The sequence below is a fragment of the Peribacillus sp. YIM B13482 genome (assembly GCF_042787975.1).
GTDB lineage: Bacteria > Bacillota > Bacilli > Bacillales > DSM-1321 > Peribacillus > Peribacillus simplex_A.
The window spans coordinates 16,606-39,006 of the sequence record NZ_JBHZPF010000045.1 but is presented as its reverse complement, the minus strand read 5'-3'; the positions used below and the strand labels follow the sequence as shown (position 1 = coordinate 39,006).

The 22,401-nt window shown below is 38.4% G+C and carries 22 protein-coding genes; 17 read left to right on the top strand and 5 right to left on the bottom strand.

The features are described from left to right. The first annotated feature begins 296 nt into the window (after positions 1 to 296). The 6 genes from ACFX4L_RS18890 to ACFX4L_RS18865 all read left to right on the top strand — a co-directional run bounded on the left by ACFX4L_RS18890 (position 297) and on the right by ACFX4L_RS18865 (position 6,328). On the top strand, positions 297 to 1,196 hold the full coding sequence (locus ACFX4L_RS18890) for an ABC transporter ATP-binding protein (protein WP_061462806.1): 900 nt from the start codon (positions 297 to 299) through the stop codon (positions 1,194 to 1,196). Further along, positions 1,189 to 2,439 (top strand): ABC transporter permease, encoded by a 1,251-nt coding sequence (locus ACFX4L_RS18885; RefSeq protein WP_377383165.1) that lies wholly within the window; start codon positions 1,189 to 1,191, stop codon positions 2,437 to 2,439. The genes ACFX4L_RS18890 and ACFX4L_RS18885 overlap by 8 nt, the downstream gene beginning before the upstream one ends. Positions 2,440 to 2,653: 214 nt before the next feature. Continuing rightward, positions 2,654 to 2,962, top strand: a complete 309-nt coding sequence (locus ACFX4L_RS18880) for a hypothetical protein (protein WP_377383163.1) — start codon at positions 2,654 to 2,656, stop codon at positions 2,960 to 2,962. A 302-nt stretch (positions 2,963 to 3,264) separates the two neighbouring features. Next, entirely contained in the window at positions 3,265 to 3,600 is a 336-nt protein-coding gene (locus ACFX4L_RS18875) for a metal-sensitive transcriptional regulator (protein ID WP_377405888.1), read from the top strand. Between the two features lie 17 nt (positions 3,601 to 3,617). Then, positions 3,618 to 3,824, top strand: coding sequence for a copper chaperone CopZ (copZ, locus tag ACFX4L_RS18870; protein WP_061462811.1), 207 nt, complete (start codon positions 3,618 to 3,620; stop codon positions 3,822 to 3,824). Between the two features lie 77 nt (positions 3,825 to 3,901). After that, entirely contained in the window at positions 3,902 to 6,328 is a 2,427-nt protein-coding gene (locus ACFX4L_RS18865; RefSeq protein ID WP_377383159.1) for a heavy metal translocating P-type ATPase, read from the top strand. A 186-nt stretch (positions 6,329 to 6,514) separates the two neighbouring features. Here ACFX4L_RS18865 and ACFX4L_RS18860 read toward each other — a convergent pair whose 3' ends face one another. Beyond that, positions 6,515 to 7,018 (bottom strand): DinB family protein, encoded by a 504-nt coding sequence (locus tag ACFX4L_RS18860; protein WP_284471050.1) that lies wholly within the window; start codon positions 7,016 to 7,018, stop codon positions 6,515 to 6,517. A 197-nt stretch (positions 7,019 to 7,215) separates the two neighbouring features. Continuing rightward, positions 7,216 to 7,500, bottom strand: coding sequence for a DUF3784 domain-containing protein (locus tag ACFX4L_RS18855; RefSeq protein WP_284471049.1), 285 nt, complete (start codon positions 7,498 to 7,500; stop codon positions 7,216 to 7,218). A gap of 1,284 nt (positions 7,501 to 8,784) precedes the next feature. Here ACFX4L_RS18855 and ACFX4L_RS18850 point away from each other — a divergent pair. The 3 genes from ACFX4L_RS18850 (at position 8,785) to ACFX4L_RS18840 (ending at position 11,340) form a co-directional block, all read left to right on the top strand. Further along, the gene (locus ACFX4L_RS18850; RefSeq protein WP_284471048.1) at positions 8,785 to 9,705 is read left to right on the top strand and encodes a patatin-like phospholipase family protein; all 921 of its coding nucleotides are present in this window, start codon (positions 8,785 to 8,787) and stop codon (positions 9,703 to 9,705) included. An 871-nt stretch (positions 9,706 to 10,576) separates the two neighbouring features. Then, the gene (locus ACFX4L_RS18845; protein ID WP_377405886.1) at positions 10,577 to 10,960 is read left to right on the top strand and encodes a hypothetical protein; all 384 of its coding nucleotides are present in this window, start codon (positions 10,577 to 10,579) and stop codon (positions 10,958 to 10,960) included. Positions 10,961 to 10,983: 23 nt separating this feature from the next. Beyond that, on the top strand, positions 10,984 to 11,340 hold the full coding sequence (locus ACFX4L_RS18840; protein WP_284471046.1) for a hypothetical protein: 357 nt from the start codon (positions 10,984 to 10,986) through the stop codon (positions 11,338 to 11,340). 178 nt (positions 11,341 to 11,518) lie between these two features. Here ACFX4L_RS18840 and ACFX4L_RS18835 read toward each other — a convergent pair whose 3' ends face one another. The 3 genes from ACFX4L_RS18835 to ACFX4L_RS18825 form a co-directional block, all read right to left on the bottom strand. Further along, positions 11,519 to 11,782 (bottom strand): DnaA N-terminal domain-containing protein, encoded by a 264-nt coding sequence (locus ACFX4L_RS18835; protein ID WP_377405884.1) that lies wholly within the window; start codon positions 11,780 to 11,782, stop codon positions 11,519 to 11,521. Continuing rightward, positions 11,769 to 11,927, bottom strand: a complete 159-nt coding sequence (locus tag ACFX4L_RS18830) for a hypothetical protein (RefSeq protein ID WP_377383155.1) — start codon at positions 11,925 to 11,927, stop codon at positions 11,769 to 11,771. Before ACFX4L_RS18830 ends, ACFX4L_RS18835 begins: the two co-directional genes overlap by 14 nt. 156 nt (positions 11,928 to 12,083) lie before the next feature. After that, positions 12,084 to 12,251, bottom strand: coding sequence for an aspartyl-phosphate phosphatase Spo0E family protein (locus tag ACFX4L_RS18825; RefSeq protein ID WP_284472086.1), 168 nt, complete (start codon positions 12,249 to 12,251; stop codon positions 12,084 to 12,086). Positions 12,252 to 12,791: 540 nt separating this feature from the next. Between ACFX4L_RS18825 and ACFX4L_RS18820 the strand changes: the two genes are divergently transcribed. The 8 genes from ACFX4L_RS18820 to xsc all read left to right on the top strand — a co-directional run bounded on the left by ACFX4L_RS18820 (position 12,792) and on the right by xsc (position 22,367). After that, on the top strand, positions 12,792 to 14,534 hold the full coding sequence (locus tag ACFX4L_RS18820) for an alkaline phosphatase D family protein (RefSeq protein ID WP_284471043.1): 1,743 nt from the start codon (positions 12,792 to 12,794) through the stop codon (positions 14,532 to 14,534). Between the two features lie 58 nt (positions 14,535 to 14,592). After that, positions 14,593 to 14,805: a twin-arginine translocase TatA/TatE family subunit gene (locus ACFX4L_RS18815; RefSeq protein ID WP_061462820.1), complete on the top strand. Its 213-nt coding sequence runs from the start codon at positions 14,593 to 14,595 to the stop codon at positions 14,803 to 14,805. Positions 14,806 to 14,966: 161 nt separating this feature from the next. Then, on the top strand, positions 14,967 to 15,668 hold the full coding sequence (gene tatC / locus ACFX4L_RS18810) for a twin-arginine translocase subunit TatC (RefSeq protein WP_375166304.1): 702 nt from the start codon (positions 14,967 to 14,969) through the stop codon (positions 15,666 to 15,668). A 779-nt stretch (positions 15,669 to 16,447) separates the two neighbouring features. Beyond that, positions 16,448 to 17,068, top strand: a complete 621-nt coding sequence (locus ACFX4L_RS18805; protein ID WP_377383152.1) for a YitT family protein — start codon at positions 16,448 to 16,450, stop codon at positions 17,066 to 17,068. A gap of 378 nt (positions 17,069 to 17,446) precedes the next feature. Next, positions 17,447 to 18,859 (top strand): amino acid permease, encoded by a 1,413-nt coding sequence (locus tag ACFX4L_RS18800; protein ID WP_284471040.1) that lies wholly within the window; start codon positions 17,447 to 17,449, stop codon positions 18,857 to 18,859. 174 nt (positions 18,860 to 19,033) lie between these two features. After that, positions 19,034 to 19,492, top strand: coding sequence for a hypothetical protein (locus ACFX4L_RS18795; protein ID WP_377405882.1), 459 nt, complete (start codon positions 19,034 to 19,036; stop codon positions 19,490 to 19,492). A 105-nt stretch (positions 19,493 to 19,597) separates the two neighbouring features. After that, positions 19,598 to 20,428, top strand: coding sequence for a phosphonoacetaldehyde hydrolase (phnX, locus tag ACFX4L_RS18790; protein WP_377383149.1), 831 nt, complete (start codon positions 19,598 to 19,600; stop codon positions 20,426 to 20,428). Between the two features lie 175 nt (positions 20,429 to 20,603). Continuing rightward, entirely contained in the window at positions 20,604 to 22,367 is a 1,764-nt protein-coding gene (gene xsc, locus ACFX4L_RS18785) for a sulfoacetaldehyde acetyltransferase (RefSeq protein ID WP_377383147.1), read from the top strand. Positions 22,368 to 22,401: the final 34 nt, after the last annotated feature.

The following is a 22,401-nucleotide window of genomic DNA, read 5'->3' as shown; positions in this document are numbered from 1 at the left end:
TGGAGCGGTTTCTTTAAAATTGATTCTATCGAAAGCATCCTCATTGATACCACCTATCGGAGGAAAGGGGTATTTTTACTAAGATTCGCAGAAAAAATGCTTGTTGAGTACTTAGCAAACCCAAAACGCTAAAAGCGTTTGTAATTCTTTTCAAGTGGGTCTAGATAGTGAAAATTTGTTTCTAGAATTTTGCATATAATGGTGGGGGAGAAGAGTTCTTTAGATTACCTCGGCAGTTGAATTTGGAAAACCTTTCCGTTAACATGGAATAGAATCATATATTAGGAGGTTGTACATTGGCTTTACAAATCAAAGAAGTTACGAAAAAATTCGGGGATTTCACAGCTGTCAATCAGCTTGATTTAACGATCCCTGAGAAAGAAATGTTCGGTTTTTTAGGTGGGAACGGGGCGGGGAAAACGACAACGTTCCGGATGATACTCGGCCTGCTTGACCCCACTGAAGGGGAAGTGATCTGGGATGGTAAGAAAATCGATTATACGACCAGTTCATTGATTGGCTATCTTCCAGAGGAACGCGGGCTATATCCTAAACTGAAGGTACGCGATCAAATTGTGTATTTGGCTAGATTAAGAGGGATGAACAAACGGGATGCTTTGAAAGAGTTGGAGTATTGGCTAGACCGCTTTATGGTGCCCGAGTACATCGATAAGCGGGTAGAAGAGCTTTCTAAGGGGAATCAGCAAAAAATCCAGCTGATCGCCTCCATGATTCATAAACCTGAATTACTTATCCTTGACGAACCTTTCAGCGGGCTGGATCCGGTTAATGTGGAAATACTGAAGAAAGCGGTCATCGACTTAAGGGACAGCGGCACGACGATCGTTTTCTCGAGTCATCGCATGGAGCATGTTGAGGAGATGTGTGAGCATCTTTGCATCATGCATAAAGGTTCCCCGGTTGTGGCTGGAAAATTAAAAGAAATTAAGCGTTCTTTTGGTAAAAAGAATGTTTCAATAAAAGCCGATTTTGATTTATCTTTCCTGGATACTTATTCAGGTGTAACAAAAATTAAGAACACGATGGAGGGGAAAATCCTTCAAGTCACTGGTGAAGATGTAGCTGAGAACATGATTCGTGATCTCGTTCCAAGAGGTTTCGTTCGAAAATTTGAATTGGAAGAACCTTCGCTTACGGATATTTTCATTGAAAAAGTAGGTGCCGTCTATGAATAAATTTTGGATTGTCCTTTCCCATACATATCTATCAAAATTAAAAACGAAATCCTTTATCATTTCTACAATCATTATGATGGCCTTGATTCTTGTCCTTACGAATATTTCGAAACTTATAGATTCATTCGATAGTGATGATCAGGAAAAGGTTGCTGTCATCGATCAGACTAAAGATAGCATATTTGATTCTTATAAAAATGCGGTAGCAGGTGTGAACGAGGCCATTTCGGTAATATCCGCCCAGGATGAAAAGGCAGCGGAGGAAATGGTTAGCAAAGAAGAAATCGTTGGGTATCTGTTGATCAAAAAGGATGATACCCTGGGCTTCAAGGGAACGTATAAAGCGAATCAAATTTCAGATTCAATGGTAAGTAATGATTTGCTTCTCGCGCTTACCCAATTGAAGGGCCAAATAACAGCGAAGGAATTGAAATTGACAGAGCAGCAAATCGCACAATTGAATACGCCGCCAGCATTTGAAACGATTGCGCTTCAGAAAAATGCAAAAACAGAAGAAGACCTCAATCAAGCTCGCGGTCTTGTGTATGTGCTCTTATTCGTCATTTACTTCGGTGTGTTGATGTATGCAACGATGATTGCAATGGAAGTAGCTACTGAAAAGACTTCACGCGTCATGGAAATCCTGATTTCAAGTGTCCCGCCAGTCACGCAGATGTTCGCCAAAATAATGGGGGTAGCTTTGCTTAGTCTTACTCAAATGCTTTTATTTTTTGGCGTGGGTTATTTCTCGATAAAACAAAACTTGACAGGTATGGATGAAGGATTCTTCTCGTTTTTTGGATTCGGCAACATCAATATCTCAACGATCATTTATGCAATCATCTTCGCTTTGCTTGGTTATCTTCTTTATGCGACTCTTGCTGCATGTCTGGGGTCCGTTGTCAGCAAAATTGAAGATGTCCAGCAAATGATTTCACCGATGACCATGTTAGTTGTCATTGCCTTCATGATTGCGATGTTTGGACTAGGGAATCCGTCAGCCAATTATATTACGATTACATCATTCATTCCATTTTTCACGCCTATGATCATGTTCCTGCGCGTAGGCATGCTTGATGTTCCATTCTGGGAAATCGCCATCAGCATTTCAGTGTTGATTCTAACCATTGTTTTACTTGGTATAATCGGATCAAAAATCTATCGTGGTGGAGTCTTGATGTACGGAAGCTCAAAATCACTGAAAAGCATTAAGAATGCCTTGCAATTATCAAAGAAAAATTAACATGAAATCTGGTTCCTTCATTTCCTGTTGGAGGTTTCCAGGTTCACCATCATTATGCGTGTGTGCCGCAGAGTTTCTATAATCAGCAGTATACACAGTTAATAAAATAAAAAAATTTGGGATTTATGAAAAAGGTGCAAAAAGGAACATAGATATAAGGGAACACATGTAAAATGAATTCCATTTATGCAACCATGATCAGGAGTGAATTATCATGAGCAATTTTGTAACTTTGACGATAGCTTCAGAAGCGTTTCTCTTGCTATCCTTCATCATCATTTTTTTATCGGCCAGGAATGCGAAAAAGAATGTTCTCTTTGTCATCCTGTTCATCATTGGAGGTGCGCCGCTTCTCTATTTAGCCATTGATCATGCGACCAGCGATTACATGGACGCGAATATCGGATTGGGCCTTGCCTTTATGTTCACCTGGATATATAGCGTAATAGCTTTTATCATTGGCATCATTCTTTTAGTGAAAAAGAAAAGGAATAATGATAATAATATTTCAAAAGAACAGTAATCATCACATTGGAATCATAAATTAAATGAAAATAAATACGCTGAGGATACATGAGTATCCTCAGCGTTTATTTGGGCTAATGTTTTAATAAAACATCTTGACTACTCGCATTTCTTAGGCAAAGAGGACCTTGGCTGGTCCAGGTTCCGGGTAGACTAACTCCCAAAATATGAGTTTCCTAACTAAAGAATAGAAAATGGTAAAAAACGAATAGTAAATAAAGAACGTAAATCTCATTCTTTGCATAGGGTAGGAGGGTATGGTATATTAATTTCTAGGAGGGATGGAAATTGGATGAAATAATGAATGGGCATGATTCGATGAACGAAGATGAATGCTGTACGACCTCTTCCCACGGCCGAAAGAGCCATCACTCGGATTTAGTAAAAAAGAATTTAACGACCCGGTTAAATCGCATCGAAGGTCAAATTCGCGGTATAAAGGGTCTTATTGAAAAAGATACGTACTGTGACGATGTGATTACCCAAATAGCTGCTACTCAAAGTGCGATGAATAGTGTGGCCAAGATTTTATTGGAAGGCCATCTTAGGAATTGTGTGGTTGAACGGCTGAATGATGGGGATACGGCGGTTATAGATGAAGTGCTTGTAACGATACAAAAATTAATGAAGAAGTAAAGGAGAAGTGGTTTTGAATGGAAAATGTAACATTGAATGTCAGTGGAATGTCTTGTGGTCATTGTGTGAATGCTGTTGAAGGTAATGTAGGAAAACTGGCAGGTGTTGAAAGCGTAAAAGTGCATTTGGAAGCAGGCAAAGTGGATGTAGCTTTTGATAAAGAAAGAGTATCACTTGAAAAAATAAAAGAAACAATCGATGATCAAGGCTACGATGTCGAGTAGGTGAAAAAAGTGCTTCTAAGGCACTTCTTTTTTACAAAAAAATATACCCCATAGCGGTATGGGAAGGCGTGGATGATGTGAGCAGCCATATAAAAGAAACAAGTATGCAGATTTCAGGCATGACTTGCGCTGCCTGTGCAACCAGGATTGAAAAAGGGTTAAACAGAATGGAAGGCGTGGAGGAAGCCACCGTTAATTTGGCTCTTGAGAAATCAGTCATTAAGTATGATCCAGAAAAATTAAGCAACAAGGACTTTGAAAAGAAAATTCAAGATCTTGGCTATGGTGTAGTGAAAGAGAAAAAGGAATTTACGATTACTGGCATGACCTGTGCAGCCTGTGCTACCCGAATTGAAAAAGGGTTAAATAAGTTGGATGGAGTGAGCCTGGCTAATGTGAATCTGGCGCTTGAAAATGCGACCGTCGAATATGACCCTTCCGAAGCGTCCCCAGTTGATATCATTCAACGAGTGGAGAAGTTGGGGTATGGGGCGATCATCAAGGAAGATAATATGGATTCAGTGGATTTCCGTCAGAAAGAAATTCACAAACAAAAGAATAAATTCATCTTTTCCGTCATTTTATCTTTTCCATTGTTATGGGCAATGGTAAGCCATTTTAGTTTTACTTCGTTTATCTATATGCCTGATTTCCTCATGAATCCTTGGGTGCAAATGGCATTTGCCACCCCCGTGCAATTCATCATTGGAAAGCAGTTTTATGTTGGTGCTTATAAAGCCTTGAAAAATAAAAGCGCCAATATGGATGTATTGGTCGCAATGGGAACATCCGCTGCCTATTTTTACAGTGTCTATCAGGCGATCATTTCGATTGGATCCCATCACAATACGGCACAACTTTATTTCGAAACAAGTTCGATTCTTATCACCCTCATTCTTTTAGGGAAACTTTTTGAAGCAAAAGCAAAAGGACGTTCTTCCGAGGCCATCAAAAAATTGATGGGGCTTCAGGCCAAAACGGCATTGGTGTTAAGGAATGGTGAAGAGCGTGACATACCTCTTGAAGAGGTCATTGTAGGGGATACGGTTTTGGTGAAGCCGGGTGAAAAGATCCCTGTCGATGGAGTAGTGGTTGAAGGGAACTCTGCAGTCGATGAATCCATGTTAACGGGTGAGAGCATTCCGGTAGATAAAACAATCGGGGATACTGTGATAGGTTCAACATTGAATAAGAATGGTTTTCTCCAAATGAAAGCGACGAAGATCGGAAAGGATACAGCTCTTTCTCAAATCATCAAAGTCGTCGAAGATGCTCAAGGGTCCAAAGCTCCGATTCAAAGGCTTGCTGACCAAATTTCCGGTGTCTTCGTTCCTATCGTTGTCGGAATCGCCCTTTTAACTTTTCTTGTTTGGATTATAGTGGTTAGCCCTGGAGAATTCCTACCTGCTTTTGAAGCGATGATTGCAGTGCTAGTCATAGCTTGTCCATGTGCTTTAGGTCTGGCCACCCCCACATCCATCATGGCAGGATCAGGGCGGGCTGCAGAATTCGGTATTTTATTTAAAGGTGGGGAACACTTGGAAACCACTCACCATATTGATACGGTCATTTTGGATAAAACGGGAACGGTAACGAATGGTACCCCTGTGTTAACCGATGTCATCATCGAGAATGGAATGGAAGAAGACCAGTTTTTATCTCTTATTGGTGCAGTTGAAAAACAATCCGAACACCCTCTTGCCCAATCTATCGTTCAAGGAATTCAAGCAAGACAGGTATCACTTGCAGAGGTTGGGGAATTCGAAGCGATACCTGGTTATGGGGTGAGAGCTGTAGTGGATCAAAAAGAGCTATTCATCGGAACGCGAAAATTGATGAAGCAGAATAACGTGGATATAACAAAGGCGCTAACAGCGATGGAAGAACTTGAAGAGCAAGGGAAAACCGCAATGCTCGCTAGCATTGAAGGTGAATATGCAGGCCTCATTGCTGTTGCGGATACGATAAAAGATACCTCGCTAACGGCTATTAAAAGGTTAAAAGCAATGGATATCCAGGTCATCATGATAACAGGGGATAATCAAAGGACAGCAAATGCCATCGGCAATCAAGTGGGGATTGACCAAGTGATTGCAGAAGTACTTCCTGAAGGGAAAGCAGAGGAAGTTGAAAAACTGCAGGCCGCCGGTAAAAAAGTGGCAATGGTCGGGGATGGGATAAATGATGCACCAGCACTTGCACTTGCTGATATAGGAATGGCTATCGGAACCGGGACGGACGTAGCCATGGAAGCTGCCGATATCACTTTGATTCGAGGTGATTTGAACAGTATTGCAGATGCAATCCTCATGAGCAGGAAAACGATGCGAAATATCAAACAAAACCTATTTTGGGCATTTGCTTATAACGTAATCGGAATACCAATTGCTGCAATCGGACTGCTTGCCCCGTGGTTAGCGGGTGCTGCCATGGCTTTCAGTTCTGTATCAGTCGTATTAAATGCACTGCGCCTTCAACGGGTAAAGCTAAAAAAAACCATATAACCATAAAAAGAAGGCATTGGTAATTATCAATGCCTTTTTCAATCTGCCTTAAGAGTTGGATTTGCCATTACATACGATAAATCCTTGGCAAGGGGACAATCGGCATTCATCTGGAAAATGAACTTTAGTATATTTACAGCGACTCCTGCTTGATATTCCTTTATTATCGAGGTTGCCATGCCAAGCTTATTTTAAACAGTAAAATACAAAATCTGTAGGTACGCCACGCTCGCCTTGTTGATGGAGCATCGCTGACACATTACCCCGGTGATAGGTCCCATGGTTCACTACATGATGGATGAGGTCGGCAAGTACAAACTCACAAGCCCCCATTTTGGGGTGTTCGGTTACAATGGTCCGTTCCAGATCAGGCTGCGTTGCAAGAAAATCATAATAATCCTTTGCAAGTCCATCATAGCAAGATTCTAGTTCATTTATTGAAACTCCACCCACTGCTTCCCGCCGCCGTTCAACTTTCTTAAAAGTATCTTGAATGGTGCTTCCTTTCATTATCTCCAACCATGTGATATCTGTTGCGTAAAGGTGAACCAGGACGTCCTTAATGGATGGAAAGACACTTTTTATCGTGTCGACATAGACTCCGTCAGGTAATTGTTTTAAGTTCTGGAAAACTTGCTGATTAGCCCAAACATGGTAATCATACATTTTCGTGGCACGGTTCTTTTCCATTTTTCTCACTCCTTCTATTGTTACTTAACCCATTTCGACAATAATTAAAGAATACCTTTATCAAATCCTGCTAAAAATCTTGATATTAAAGAGGGGGATTTTCCTGAAAAAGTAAAAGAAATGCTGAGTGTTCCTATGCCAAACATTCCTCATAGTTCTTTCTAATCCTACGGTTTTATTCTAAATATGCTCAATTATTAATCCAGTAACTTTCTATTGATAAACACGTATATAATTGTTAAAAAGACAAATATGGCTAGGATAAGAATTTTACCTTCATAATGATAGTCGATCATGCTGTTTGTAATCATTAATAAGCCTATTGGAAGAAAAAAGCCGCTGCCTGTCACTATCCCCAATAAAGATTTATTTTTAATCATCTTTTCATTAAATCCAGCTAACAGCCATGTTTGCTTTTTGATTCCCACTAAATAGGAAATTAATAAAAAAGCTATACCAATGATCAATAAACCATAATCCATCTCAATACCTCCAATAAGATTTATTCCTATTAATTTATTACGATCTATAATTACAAAAGTTTCCTTTTATTCAAAAAAATCAATCTCCATCAGAATGACGTAATTCTTGTCTTGCGAGGGGGAAATTAGAAAAAAAACGCACTAAAAAGCGGTAAGTGTTTTCTCTAGTTAGATAACCATTGTTATAGCTTTATTTTTTCAAAATATACTAAGTGCAGACCAAGGCATCAGTCTTTTCTATTTTTTATGATAGAAACAAGGTCAGAATCAAAAGAAGATGAATCCAGGGCACTTTGTGGGTTAAGCGTTTAACGCTAAAATTTTTTTCTAAGCTAATAAAGTCAGTATGCGATGGCTGACCATCCTGGGGAAAAAATGCCCATGTAGACAACTGTTCCTTTTGCTACTATATGTCCCGAAAAATGGAAAAGCGGATGTGGAGGGAACTCCATGCCCAGCTTAATTTAGATGAACTATATTAAGACAAACCTAGGCTTTTGACCACATTGGAATTTTATGGAAAACATATCCCGATAGTGCATTGTCAAAATTCGGTTTGAAGTTTTGGGAAAGAAATGCTTTTGTCAAGAAGTTTTCTCTCACTAGCGACTGGTGGTTATTCTGTTAGTTTACATAAATTACTTACCCTAAAAGGAAGATTTTGAGGCGTTTGTTCAATAATATAAACATTATTTGATTCAATTAAGTTTTTTAGAAGGTATCTGATAATTTGTCCCATGCAAATGCCTCGTTATATACATACCATGATAAAAGATGCTATCCTACTATTGCCATTACGGCTGATCCATCAACATTGCGTTGACCATTGTTAAGGGGGTCTATCCACTATTGATATTTTTGCAGTAGAGACAGAGTAAATGATTAAGGGTTTCTCAAGTGGGCAATGTCACAGACATGATGAAATAATAAAGGAGATATGCACCCAATTTGTCAATCAGGGATGAACTGCATAAACAGAGATTAGAAGTATCATTAACCATGCGAACGACTTGAAAATCTGGAAGTTCAAAGAACGTGAATATACAGAAGTTGTGTTACAGATTGAAAAACACAATCTTTTAAACTCATGAGTGTCTTGATACTGTTTCCGAATTAATTTGTTAGAGAAAATAGAACCGTCATTGATTCCAATCATGGATGGCAATCGGGCTAGTTTATCCTAAAACTGGCTTGGGCTGATTTTCAGGATTCAAGAGTGTGAAAATTTCTTTCTATTAGAAATTATCGTTAATAATAATAACTCTTATCGAGAGGTGGGAAAAAATGAAAGCAGATGCCGTTTTTGAAGGTGGGGGGGTCAGGGGAATTGCTTTTATTGGAGCGATTCAAGCAATGGAAGAGGAAAAAGTAGAATGGGAAAGACTTGCTGGGACATCAGCAGGAGCAGTAATAGCTGCTCTTTTGGCTAGTGGCTATAAAAGCCATGAAATTAAAGAACGGTATAGTGAAATCAATTACTCAAAGCTTCGAGGCAGGACAATTCTGAATCGAATTCCCATTTGTGGATTATTTTTGGAACTTATGGTTCATCTCGGGATTTACAAAAACGATTATTTGGAAACATGGGTGGATTCTCTTCTTTCAGAAAAAGGGATTAAGACATTCGCGGATCTTCCAGATGGAAAGTTGAAGATAATTGCTTCGGATGTTTCGAATGGCCAGATGCTTATTTTGCCAGATGATTTGGATCGCTATGGGATGACTCCTGCTGATTTAAAAGTTTCAACTGCCGTAATGATGAGTGCCTCCTTACCATTTTTCTTCCGTCCGGTTATTTGGAAATCAAAAGACCGGAAAAAATCCTACATTTTAGATGGTGGTTTACTTAGTAACTTCCCAATATGGATATTTGATACAGACAATCCTCGCTTTCCAACGTTTGGATTCCATTTTGTGAAAGATGAAGTTAACATAGATGCGGTTATACCAACGCCAATCCACCTTTTCAAAAATATATTTAAAACGATGCTTCAAGCCCATGATTTACGTTATATGAACGAAGAAACGATTGAACGCACGATTCAAATTCCTACTGGCGGCATCAACGCAACGGATTTTGAACTGAATGAGGATGAAATCGACTTTCTCTATAAATCAGGCTATACTTCTGCAAAAGAATTTTTGTCGAAGTGGGATTTTGAACAATATAAGGTCAAACGCATGCAAAGAGTAAAAAATAAGTAGGAGAAACGATATGCTATCGTTTCAAAAGTGTGAAAGAGATGGACAAGGAGCTGTTACGACGGCTCTTTTTCTTATTGAATGAACGAACCAATCGTTTAATTCAAAAGCAATAAGTGGAATTACACTCATAAAAAATTAATATAATATATTATTTTGATATTGGTTAACAAATATTATAAAAGCATTTAAATGTATGAGGAAATGAGACTTTTAAAAATTATTAGATGACATAATAAATAGTATCTTTTACGACGTCTATGTGAACCAGTCAAAGAATTGACCGAACATAAAAAACTACTTCTTTCGAAAAAAATCTTGACTGAGACATATTTCAAGTCTTGAATGAAGTCATAAAATCCCACAGCTTCTAAAAGAGGTAACGATAATTTGGATAATGATTCTTCAGACCCTTTTTTATATATATTTTTATAAAAATAAAATAAATCTAGTTATATTTTCATACTAATGTTAATATAAAGTGGTAGATAATACCTAACCATGGAAAGGAGAGGATTTTATAAACAGATATAGAAATCGGAATTGTTACCGCCTCAGCCTTCAGCCTTAAACCTTTGTCCTTCAGCCTCTACTTAGATCACTCCATAAACAGCATCTTCTATGAGAGAATTTATTTCTTAAATGTAGGAAAAATGTTAAGAAAAAATCTACTAGAAGGGGAATAGAAGATTATGAAAAATATATTTGCCTTTTCATTATCGTTGATGCTCCTTCATTTGCAAGTATAGAAGTTAGCAACGAGACATCGACACAACAAGAAGTAAACGAACATGCCTATTCTTTTAATGAACTAGAAATAATAAGTAATACAATTTTAACGGAGCAAGAGATTGAAAATCTATATAATGAAGTTATGAGTATTAATACACTTAACTCTGGTGGTATAACTGCATATGGACCTATTTCAGGTGGATCAACAATAACTGAAATAGCTCCTATTTATAGAACCTACAAAAATACCGGTGTAAATGAAGCCAAAAATCTAATTTTTGCATATATGATGAAAAAGATTCCTAAAAAACTGACAGATAGTGTATTCGCTAATTGGCTTTTTGTAAAGTTAAATAGCTGGTCCAAAATTAGTCCAACTTACGTGGGTTCTTGGGTATCAAGTTCATATAGCACTGCAGAAAAGAAAAGAAATTATCATGCGACAGTGGTTCATTATGGCAAAAGTAATTACACATCACCTAAATCAGTTCAATATTTCCAATGCAATTACTGGTTTAGGAAATAAAAATCGAGGAAATGGGGAATAAGATGAATTTGAAAATGTTATTGAGAATAGGTATCTTTTTATTATTTTCTTTTCTAATGATTTTTGATTATTTCCCTCATCTCGTTCTCAAAGACATTCCTAAAACTGCACTGACAATTGGAATGATCTCATTAGCGGTTGTCTATATTGTCATTAATCGAAAGACTGAAAAAGATTGTGAAAATGCATTAATTGAAGAAGCAGTATTTATTTTTTATATGTTAGTGCTAATAGGATTATTAACGGTAATGGGCGGAAAATCTACTGTAGGAATTTCTTTGAATAATCCTATGTTATGGTTTGTTTTATTATTGACAATCGTTGATATGACCGTAAGATATAGGAAAATGAATGCTTAGAAAACGCTAAACTTATGAAATTGGGGAAATTCCGGACGAAAAAACAGCCAGTTGACTGCCTATTTACTTCATATTATCTCAGACTAAAGCTTTAGGCACATAACATGTACTTTATTATTTTCTTATAACGAACGAAGGAGCCTTTATAGCTTCTTCGTTTGGTTGGTTACGAGTTCCCTTATTTCATAATAAATCGAATCGTATAATCTTTTCCATTGATACTCTTCAGCAAGAATTTAATTAATTCTGCGTACCTTTCCTCAAGCCAATCTCGAGCGAATACATTAGGTGCAACTAATGTCATTTGGTCACTTTCAATAGAAGAAAAGTACACATCTTTCATCCAAGCCTCATAGCTCGGTTTAGAGATCTTTTTCTGCATTTGTAATTTAACAAGGGAGAATGTATCTTTATCGTCCAACAATTCATTATGTATTGACACATCTTTTAAAGGAAGTACAGCCTCTTGATCCGGGTTTTAAATGATCTATTATTTGAGTGACACGATTTAATTCATGTCTTAGTGAAAGTTTTAGCTTTAGTAACTCCTGCATTAAAAAATCTTTAGATTTATCATTACTATCCATTGTACTTCCCCTTGATGTCTGGTTATCTTTCTATTATAACTTTTTTATGTTCTATTCCCATGGCGAATTCTACACGAAATAAGGTAGAAAACTATACTAGGAAGCAATAGGTAAAAGTCCAAGAAAGATCCATGAAGTATTAGTTCATGGATCTTTTTAGACATATTCTAAATCATTTGGTTCTTTTTCATTTGTAAGTAAATTCAACAGTTCATCTAGTTCCTGGCTTTTATGTAATGTTTTTGGGGCAGTAAATCCATAAATCAATCCGGTGTTTATTAGTTCTTTCCTCAATATCTCAATTTTTTTAAATAATGCTTCCATACTCTCCAATGCAGAATCCTCAAGTGCTTTCTTTTTTTGTTATGAAACTATTATTACATAAATTAGGATGTTTTTAAACCAAAAGTGAGTATTGACTTATAAAATTATTATTGAAGCATTTTTAGTCCGATTTTAGAAAACTATGATGATTTCTAAACCTTCCTTTGAATCAAGGTTTCCTTACTGCGGTGGGATCCAACCAAGTGATAGCGATCTTTCTTTTATTCCATTATTTCGCTGGCTTCTTAGGCTTTTATAGTTTTAAAGGTTTATTGTAAAAATAGCCCATAGCAGTTATTTGTAATGATTAAATAAATGATTCATTAAGAAAAATAGGTTGAAAGAATGATGTTGTAGATGAAAGTTTGTAGGTCTATGTAAATGCATGAGTGAATCAGATCTGTTTCATTGTTTAAAGAGACCCATAAGTCCTGCACGGAAATCCCTAATTGGAAATTTGTTGATTTACACTTATTCATACACCTTTAAAAGGGCCATACTATACTTGAACCAGATTCAAATAATAGGAGGGAAAGATCAATGAATAATGAAAGAGCAATGGATGATTTAATTAAGAATTGGAGCGAATTAGGTAAGAATATGGACCGCCGAAACTTTATCCAGGGAGCAAGTAAACTTGCCGGACTTTCATTAGGTCTTGCCCTTGCTCAATCAATGGGCGGGATTGAAGTAAATGCTGCCCCGAAATTCAGTGATTTTCCATTTACTCTAGGTGTAGCTTCCGGTGATCCGCTCTCGGATAGTGTTGTTTTATGGACAAGGCTGGCACCTGATCCGTTAAATGGAGGAGGTATGCCACAAGAAGCCATATCCGTTAAATGGGAAGTGGCAAAGGATGAAAATTTCAGACAGGTTGTACAACAAGGCAAGGAAATAGCCAGGCCTGAACTTGGCCATTCCGTTCATGTGGAAGTAAGCGGGTTAAAACCGGATATGGTCTATTTTTACCGTTTTAAAAGTGGAGGGGAAGTAAGTCAGACTGGGAAAACGAAAACACTTCCGCCAATCGGTTCAAGTGTTTCAAGCCTGTCATTCGCTTTTGTTTCATGCCAGCAATTTGAGCATGGTTATTATACGGCCTATAAACATTTGGCAAAAGAAGATTTGGATCTTGTCTTTCACCTTGGCGATTACATATATGAGTACGGGCCAAATGAATATGTTGCTTCTACAGGTAATGTCCGTGTACATAACAGTCCGGAAATCATTACTCTTGAGGATTATCGAAATAGATACGCACAATACCGCTCTGATACTCATTTAAAAGCGGCACACGCTGCTTTCCCATGGGTCGTGACTTGGGATGATCATGAAGTTGAAAACAATTATGCAAATGTCATTCCGGAAAAAGGACAATCGGTTGAAGCATTCATCAAGAGAAGGGCAGCCGCTTATCAGGCTTATTATGAGCATATGCCCCTTCGTAAATCTTCCTTGCCAAAGGGAGCGGATATGCGGTTATACCGAAATTTCACTTATGGCGACCTGGCCTCTTTCTTCGTATTGGATTCACGCCAATACAGGGATGATCAGGCAAACGGCGATGTCAGTTCACCGCAAACGCCTGAGTCACTTGATCCAAATCGTACATTACTAGGTCGAGAGCAGGAACAGTGGCTAACTGATAATCTTTTGAAATCAAAAACGAAGTGGAATGTGCTCCCACAGCAGATTTTCTTTGCACAACGGAATTATGGAACACCTACCGCTCCCAAATTCAGCATGGATTCTTGGGATGGTTACCCGGCTGCTCGTGATCGTTTGATTGATGTAATTAAAAGTAATAATATAGAAAATTTGGTCGTGTTGACCGGTGATGTACATGCAAGCTGGGCAGCCAATTTAAAGACGGATTTCAATGATCCAAATTCAAGGACTTTCGGTGTGGAGTTTGTCGGCACATCCATCACATCCGGTGGAAACGGAGCAGATAAGCGTGCGGATACGGATAAAATACTAAGCCAGAATCCACATATCAAGTTCTTTAATGATTACCGTGGGTATGTCCGATGCAAAGTAACACCAGAACAATGGAAGGCGGATTACCGTGTAGTTCCTTTCGTGACAGATCCAGGAGCGGATATATCAACAAGAGCATCCTTTGTGTTTGATAAGGATCAAACTGGACTAAGAAAGGTTGCGTCAGCAACGGTTACGGAAGGTATCCAAAAAACGAAAGAAGTCGAGGAAGATCGGACACGGGCCCATAATCGCGCACATGAAAAACAAAGAATGAACAGGCAGAGGAAAGTCACTAATTGATAGAAAGACAAGGAAATGTGAATGGGAAAATAATTATACTTGATTGGAGTGAATGAGAATGCTTTCTAATATAGGGATACCTGGCTTGGTCATCGTCCTCGTGATTGCACTGATTATTTTTGGACCGTCCAAGCTGCCGGAAATCGGCCGTGCATTTGGTCGAACTTTATCCGAATTCAAAAGTGCAACCAAAGGATTGGTGAATGATTCAGATAAAGAGGATGAAAACGAGAATAAAGCTGCGTTAAAAGCCGTTAAAAAAGAGGGATGAATTTAATGGGTTAGAGCGGGCGGAAAGACTCGCCTGCTTCTTTTCATGAGAAGAGTTCGAGGGATATTGGATTTAGCAATTATAATACTTATATATGGCTTGTAAATTGTCAAAAAGGAGGAGTGAAAGTGGAGAGCAAGGATTTACACGTTATTGAGCATATGGAGGAACTCCGAAGCAGAATCATTAAAACACTGATAGGTTTTCTCGTTTTTTTTATAGTGAGTTTCATATTCGTACAGGATATTTATGAACTGCTTATTAAGGATTTAGATGGGAAGCTTGCCGTGCTCGGCCCAAGTGACATCCTGTGGGTATATATGATAATTGCTGCGGTTTGCGCAATAGCTGCAACGATTCCGCTAGCTGCCTATCAGTTATGGCGCTTTGTGGCTCCTGCATTGAAACCGGAAGAGAGAAGAGTTACATTCCGGTTCATTCCTGGGCTGTTCATCTTATTCATCACAGGTATCTCATTTGGATATTTTGTTTTGTTTCCAATAGTGCTTGGTTTCCTCACTTCCCTATCAGCCGGGCAATTCGAGATGATGTTCACAGCTGAAAAATATTTTCGGTTCATGATTAATTTGATCTTACCATTTGGGATTTTATTCGAAATGCCGCTTGTGGTCATGTTCCTAACCAGATTGGGAATCATCAATCCAACAGTGTTGAAAAAGTCTCGTAAGATTTCTTATTTCGTCCTGGTCATCATCTCTATCCTGATTACGCCTCCTGATATGATTTCGGACATTTTGGTTATCGTCCCTTTGCTTGTGCTTTATGAAGTGAGTGTGCAGCTGTCCAATATGGTTTATCGAAAAAGGCTTATGAAAGATGAGTCAGCATTACCTGTAACATGAAAGGGTTAGCTGCTATTGAAAAAAACATTTCTTGGGAAATAGTCAATGGAACACTAAAAAGTTGAGGGACATAATTCCCTTAACTTTTTTATTGCGGAATAATATTTGCTGGATCACTTTCTAATCGTTTTTTGTCAGGTTCACCCATCTCATTTAACAGCTGTGGGAATCAGAACTAAGTCAATGGAGGCAATCATTATAATGAGTGAAGGTTAATACGACTCTTTACAATGTAAAGTCCTTCGTGAAAAGTGTCTGACCTTTCAGGTAAAACCGGTATATACATTTCCTATAACTTGTAATATAACCTGTAAAAAGTACGGGGATTGAAAATTCAAATCATTTTTTTGGAATCATATTCATTTAGGTAAATCAAAGACTTCTGTAAATCGTTTCAAGGAAATCATAAGTTACTAGTTGGACAAAAGGCCTGCAATCCCTAAATGATTATAAGTGGCATGTTTTATTTTATTTATTAGAAGGAGAGGGGGTTATGGTTAGCGAATAATTGTAATCACTTGACATAAACCAGCCTATTTTAATTTCACCCAATCATTTTAAACAAAATACCACTAATACAAGAAACCCAACATGAATAAGGTAAGGGGTCATTCCAAAGGAAGCATTATTAAATCAATGTGATTGTAAAGCTGAATGATTCGAAAAAATTGGATGGAGAAATGAATGTTGATTGCATCGTTCAAGTATAAATATATATCTAGGGGGGAAAGCATTATCAAAATATTGAAAGGGGTGGTGAGAAATTTATGAGGGATTTAATGAAAATTATCGCAGGAAACATTTCCATGACCTTTGCCTATGCTTTTTTTATCGTTCCCAACGAAATTATTAATGGAGGCGTAACTAGCTCGGCATTATTATTGCATGCATTATCAGGTTATAATATTGCCATGCTCGCCAATTTAGTTACAGGATTACTGTTAATCATTTGTTTAGTTTTTCTGGGGAAAGAGTACTTTTTTAAGTCAATTGTAAGTTCCCTTAGCTATATGCTGTTCTTCAATTTCTTTTATTCATTGAATATTGATTTTGATGTGAATATCGTTCTAGTGATTCTTATTTCATCGATTTTGATAGCGATAGGATACTATTTATGTATAACAGCAAATGCCTCCACTGTTGGCTTTGACGTGATCGCCTTAATATTACATCATAAGAATGAAAAAATAGATATTGCAGCGACAATAAGGATTATTAATCTTATTGTACTGATATTGGGCCTTCTTGTTTACGGTTATACATCGATTGTTAAGGGAGTTGCGTTTACATTGTTTTTTTCATTTCTTTTAAAGAAAATGCTGGATAGGAAGCAGAAGGCCTTAAAGATAGGAAGGGATAGTGCGTTCGATGAAGCCTCCAGTGTGAAAGAAATAAAATGAAAAAATTAGAGGTTAGCAGTGATTCTTGAATTAAGGACCACCATTTATTTAAATTTTCATTTTGTTATCTAAATATTCTGATTTTTAAATTGACTTTAAAAAAATCAGAGTGTATTATACACATAGAAAGTGGTACTAACATCATGACGTAGTGATGTTAGATTCGCTTCGAATTTCAAGCCTTAAGGAAGGAGGAATAGTGATATAGAATCTTAAGTTCATAGCGTCATCTCCTGTGCTGTTGGAAAATGCCATGTTTCCAAGTTCCCACTATCTTTGTGAAAGTGTAAAGGACAGGCAGCTGAAAAGCCTTGTTTTTACATTCAAGTAGCGATTATCTTAGTTGATTCCCCAAAATATTGAAAGTTGGTGGAGGGTATGAAACATCAACAGGAAGAACTGAAGCCAGGTCTGAAACAAAGACATTTAACGATGATATCTTTGAGTGGTGTCATAGGCGCTGGTTTATTCGTAGGAAGCGGTATCATTATTGGTCAAACGGGCCCCGGGGCGATTTTATCATATGTTTTGGCAGGCTTGATCGTTGTATTAGTCATGAGGATGCTTGGGGAAATGGCCACAGTGAATCCAAATACTGGATCTTTTGCCGTTTATGCAAGAGAGGGGATTGGTGAATGGGCCGGTTTTACAACAGGTTGGTTATATTGGTTCTTTTGGGTTATCGTAATCGCTTTGGAAGCAACAGCGGGAGCTGCAATCATACACAGCTGGCTTCCTTCCGTTCCCGTCTGGGTCATAAGTCTATCTTTGATTATCCTATTGAAAATGACGAATATTTTTTCCGTAAAATCGTTTGGTGAGTTCGAATACTGGTTTTCAATCATTAAAATAATCAGTATCATCCTTTTTTTGTTCTTGGGCGTGGCAGTGATATTAGGTTTTATCCCAACGATAAAACCACCTGGCACTTCTAATCTTTTGAATTTTGGCGGTTTTATTCCAAATGGGATAAGTTCTGTGCTTGTTGGTGTCGCAATTGTTTTTCATGCTTTTGTTGGAGTGGAGATTCCCGCGATTGCTGCTGGTGAGACCAGTGATCCGGTAAAGTCAGTTAGAAGTGCATTGAATAGTGTAGTTTGGCGAATCCTGATTTTCTATATTGGGTCCATCGCCATACTAGTGACGCTATTACCCTGGAATTCGGCTTCTTTGCTGAAAAGTCCATTTGTTGCCGTACTTGAAATGATGGGTATCCCTTCTGCTGCCCTGATCATGAATTTAGTGATTCTCATTGCATTGCTTTCCTGTTTGAATTCGGGATTATATACGAGTTCACGGATGTTATTTTCACTTGCACAAAAAGGCGACGCTCCAAAGTTATTTTCCAAAGTGAGCAAAAACGGCGTTCCTATATTTGCTGTAGTCGGCTCTACCTTATTTGCCTTTATCAGCACCATTTTTAGTTATGTTTCACCTGATAAAATCTTTTTCTTTTTAGTGAATTCCTCGGGTGGAGTCGGAATTCTTGTTTATCTGGCCATTGCGGTTTCACATCTCCGATTAAGGAAGAGAATGGAGAAAGAGAATCCCGGAGTTTTCAAAATCAAGATGTGGTTATTCCCGTATTTGACTTATGCGACCATAATTTCCATGATTTCCGTGTTAATATTAATGGCATTTATCGATTCGCAGCGTCCACAGTTTATCTTTACCATGCTATTTAGCTTGATCGTTATCTGTTCATTCTTTTTCCTTCGGCGAAAAAAAGCGAAGTATATGGAGAATGAATTAAATATTGTTTCTGGTTCCCCTAATTCTGAAAAGTTATAGCTTTGGCTCTATACCATTGATTTAATTTAAGGTAATGCTTCGTTTACTTCTATGGAATTCCTCAGACAAAATTCTTCAATCACTAATCAGCTAGAATATGATTTCCCATAGAAAAAGAGAGTTGCGCCAACAAGTGCTTGGTGACATCTGTCTTTAAATCATGAAGGAGGGATTATGTTGAATGGTTTCCGTGTAATTACTAGTGGGGTTGTCCTTGGAGCCATATTGCTGTCAGGCTGCAACAATTCAAGCGAACCAGACGAGGCCCAACAAGAAAATAGTCCAGTCATGAATGAAAATCCAGATTCAAATACGGGTGAAACCCAAAATGCAGGGGTTATTAAAAAAGGTGTCGACGATGTGATTCAATCCATTAAAGGATTGGAATCAGAAATAAGTACGGAGGCGGATTCAGTGAAAATTCAAGAAATGGGAAAAGAGATCAGTTCTACTTGGGATTCGATAGAAAAGCAAGTGGAAGATGAATACCCTGATTGGTATGAACGGATTGAGAAAAACCTTTACCCATTAATTGGGGAGTCAGGGAATCCGGATAAGGACCTTGAAAAGATAAAACGACTCTCTGAAGCTACTAAAGAAGATCTACAGTTATTTTTGGAAGAAGTGAAATGAATTCTCTTTATACCCAGGTTATCACCAGTGGGGAATTTATGGGTTTTAACAGGTTTAGCAAGTTCGGTGATTTTGGAGGGGGTAAGCGATAGGAGGGGACATAGTTTGGAAAGTGCAAAAGAATGCAAAGAGGTTCAGGCTGTGATATTTGATTGGGCAGGAACGACGGTGGATTATGGTTGTTTTGCACCGGTCCAAGCATTTGTCGAGATTTTCAGGATAAGGGGGATAGATATTACCATTAAGGAAGCAAGGGAACCTATGGGTTTATTGAAAATGGATCATATAATGGAACTCCTGAAAATGAAACGAATCTCCAATTTATGGATTGCTAAATTCGGGAAAGAACCGGACGAAAGAGATTTAAAATCATTATATATGGACTTTGAGGCTTTGCTTTTTAAGGTTCTCAAGGAAAACTCCAAGCCAATACCAGGCGTAATTGAATTAGTCAGCCGTTTAAGGCAGCAAGGAATAAAAATCGGATCGACAACAGGGTACACTCGTGAAATGATTGATGTTGTTAAACAAGAGGCGGAAAAATGGGGCTATCAACCAGATTCCATCGTTGCATCTACCGAAGTGCCTACAGGAAGGCCTGCCCCTTGGATGTGCTTTAAGACGGCGATGAATCTCCAAGTGTATCCACTCAGTAAAATCGTTAAAGTTGGCGATACGATAAGTGACATCAAAGAAGGCATTTCTGCAGGAATGTGGACTGTTGCCGTATTGAAGGGCGGCAGTGAAATCGGCCTTTCAGAAGCAGAAATCAACGAAATGGGCCCATATGATCTGCAAAAACGGATGAAACATGCAGAAAATCGTTTTTGGAATGCAGGTGCCGATTTCGTAATTGATGATATAGGTGATTTATTGGAGATCATCGATAGGATCAACTACAGATTGACAGAAAAAAAGGATATATTTATTGGTTAAAAAAGATTCAAATACATGAGTTAGTGACTATGATGGTTAGAGGTTTTAAATAAAATCAAAATATTCAATTTATTTATTGACTGTTTCATCCAGTGGTAGTATTATACATCTTATAACTGGTACGGACGTCGCAACGTCATTATCAGAAATAACTAAAATTAAAGGAGAATGTGCTATGGTTGAAACAAAAATGTTAAGAGGAACGAAAGTTAAAATGACACCAAGTGAAGCCATCGTTGAGACATTAGTGGCTGAGGGAGTTAAACATATTTCTGGAATTCTGGGATCGGCTTTCATGGATATGCTTGATTTATTGCCAACTGCAGGCATTCGTTTCATTGGTGTCCGCCATGAACAAAGTGCAGCACATATGGAAGATGCGTATTGTCGTGTATCAGGTGTTGCTGGAGTTGTCATCGGGCAAAACGGACCTGGAATGACGAATATGGTCACCTCTGTTGCAGCGGCCAATCAAGCTCATACTCCAATGGTGGTCATATCACCTTCAGCTGGTACACCAACAGTTGGATGGGATGGTTTTCAAGAATGTGATCAGGTATCCATCTTCAAGGCAATCACGAAAGAAACGGTTAGAGTGACACACCCAGGCCGGGTCGCGGATTGCCTGAGGACAGCATTCCGGATTGCCTATGCCGAAAGGGGACCGGTTTTATTCGATATCCCCCGTGATTACTTCTATGGTGAAGTGGAAGATCAAATACTTCAGCCACATCAATATCGCGTAGATGAAAGGGGCTGCGGATCTTCTGCATCCTTGGATAGAGCAGCTGAAATTTTAGCTGAGGCTGAGTATCCTGTCATCATTTCCGGGAGGGGAACGGTTGATTCAGATGGTATTGAGGAAATTAAGAATATTGCAGAATATTTAACGGCTCCGGTAGCTGTCTCCTATATGCATAATGATGCCTTTCCTGCTGATCATCCATTGTCAGTCGGCCCAATCGGTTACATGGGTTCAAAGGCTGCCATGAATACACTTAAGAAAGCGGACGTCATATTGGCGGTCGGTACAAGATTATCGGTATTTGGAACGTTACCATGCTATGACATTGATTATTTCCCTAAAGATGCGCAAATCATCCAAATAGATATTAACCCAAGGCAAATAGCGAGGACGCACCCTGTGGAAGTCGGGATCATCGGAGACGCCCGTGAAGCGAGTCGTGAAATCTTGAAACGGTTGAAGGCTAGTAAACCTGACCTAAAACAAGAAAAAGGGCGGATTGTCGAAGTAACGAATGAAAAACAAAAATGGGAAGAAGAATTGGTGAAACTTGCGATGATCGATGGAACCCCGATCAATCCGCGTCGTGCCCTATTGGAATTGACTAAAGTGTTGCCCGAAAATGCCATCGTTACTACAGATATCGGTAATGTATCGTCAACTGCAAACGCTTACTTGAAATTCAATCAGAGCCGCAGGCATATCGCTGCGCTTACATTCGGGAATACGGGATTTGCTTACCCATCCGCATTAGGTGCCAAATTAGCTGAGCCGAATACACCTGTTATAGCCATTGTTGGAGATGGCGCATGGGGAATGAGCTTACATGAAGTGAGTACGGCTGTAGAAGAAAACATACCGGTCATAGCATGTGTCTTCAATAATAATGCATGGTGCGCAGAGAAAAAGAACCAGGTCGATTTTTATAATAACCGTTTTGTAGGGGCTGATATCCAAAATCCTGATTTTGCAGAAGTTGCCCGATCTATGGGTGCTGTCGGCATTAGAGTGGAAAAACCTGAGGAATTGGGTTCTGTCATTGAAAAAGCAATAAAATCAAACAAACCGACTGTCATTGATATACAAGTGGATGGAACACAATTAGCTCCTCCATTTAGAAAAGATGCATTAAAAATGCCTACTAGATTATTAGAAAAATATTCTCATTTAGATCATAAAAACTGGGATAAATAATGGTTCGAAAAGAGTGATATGACTTGTGCGATGA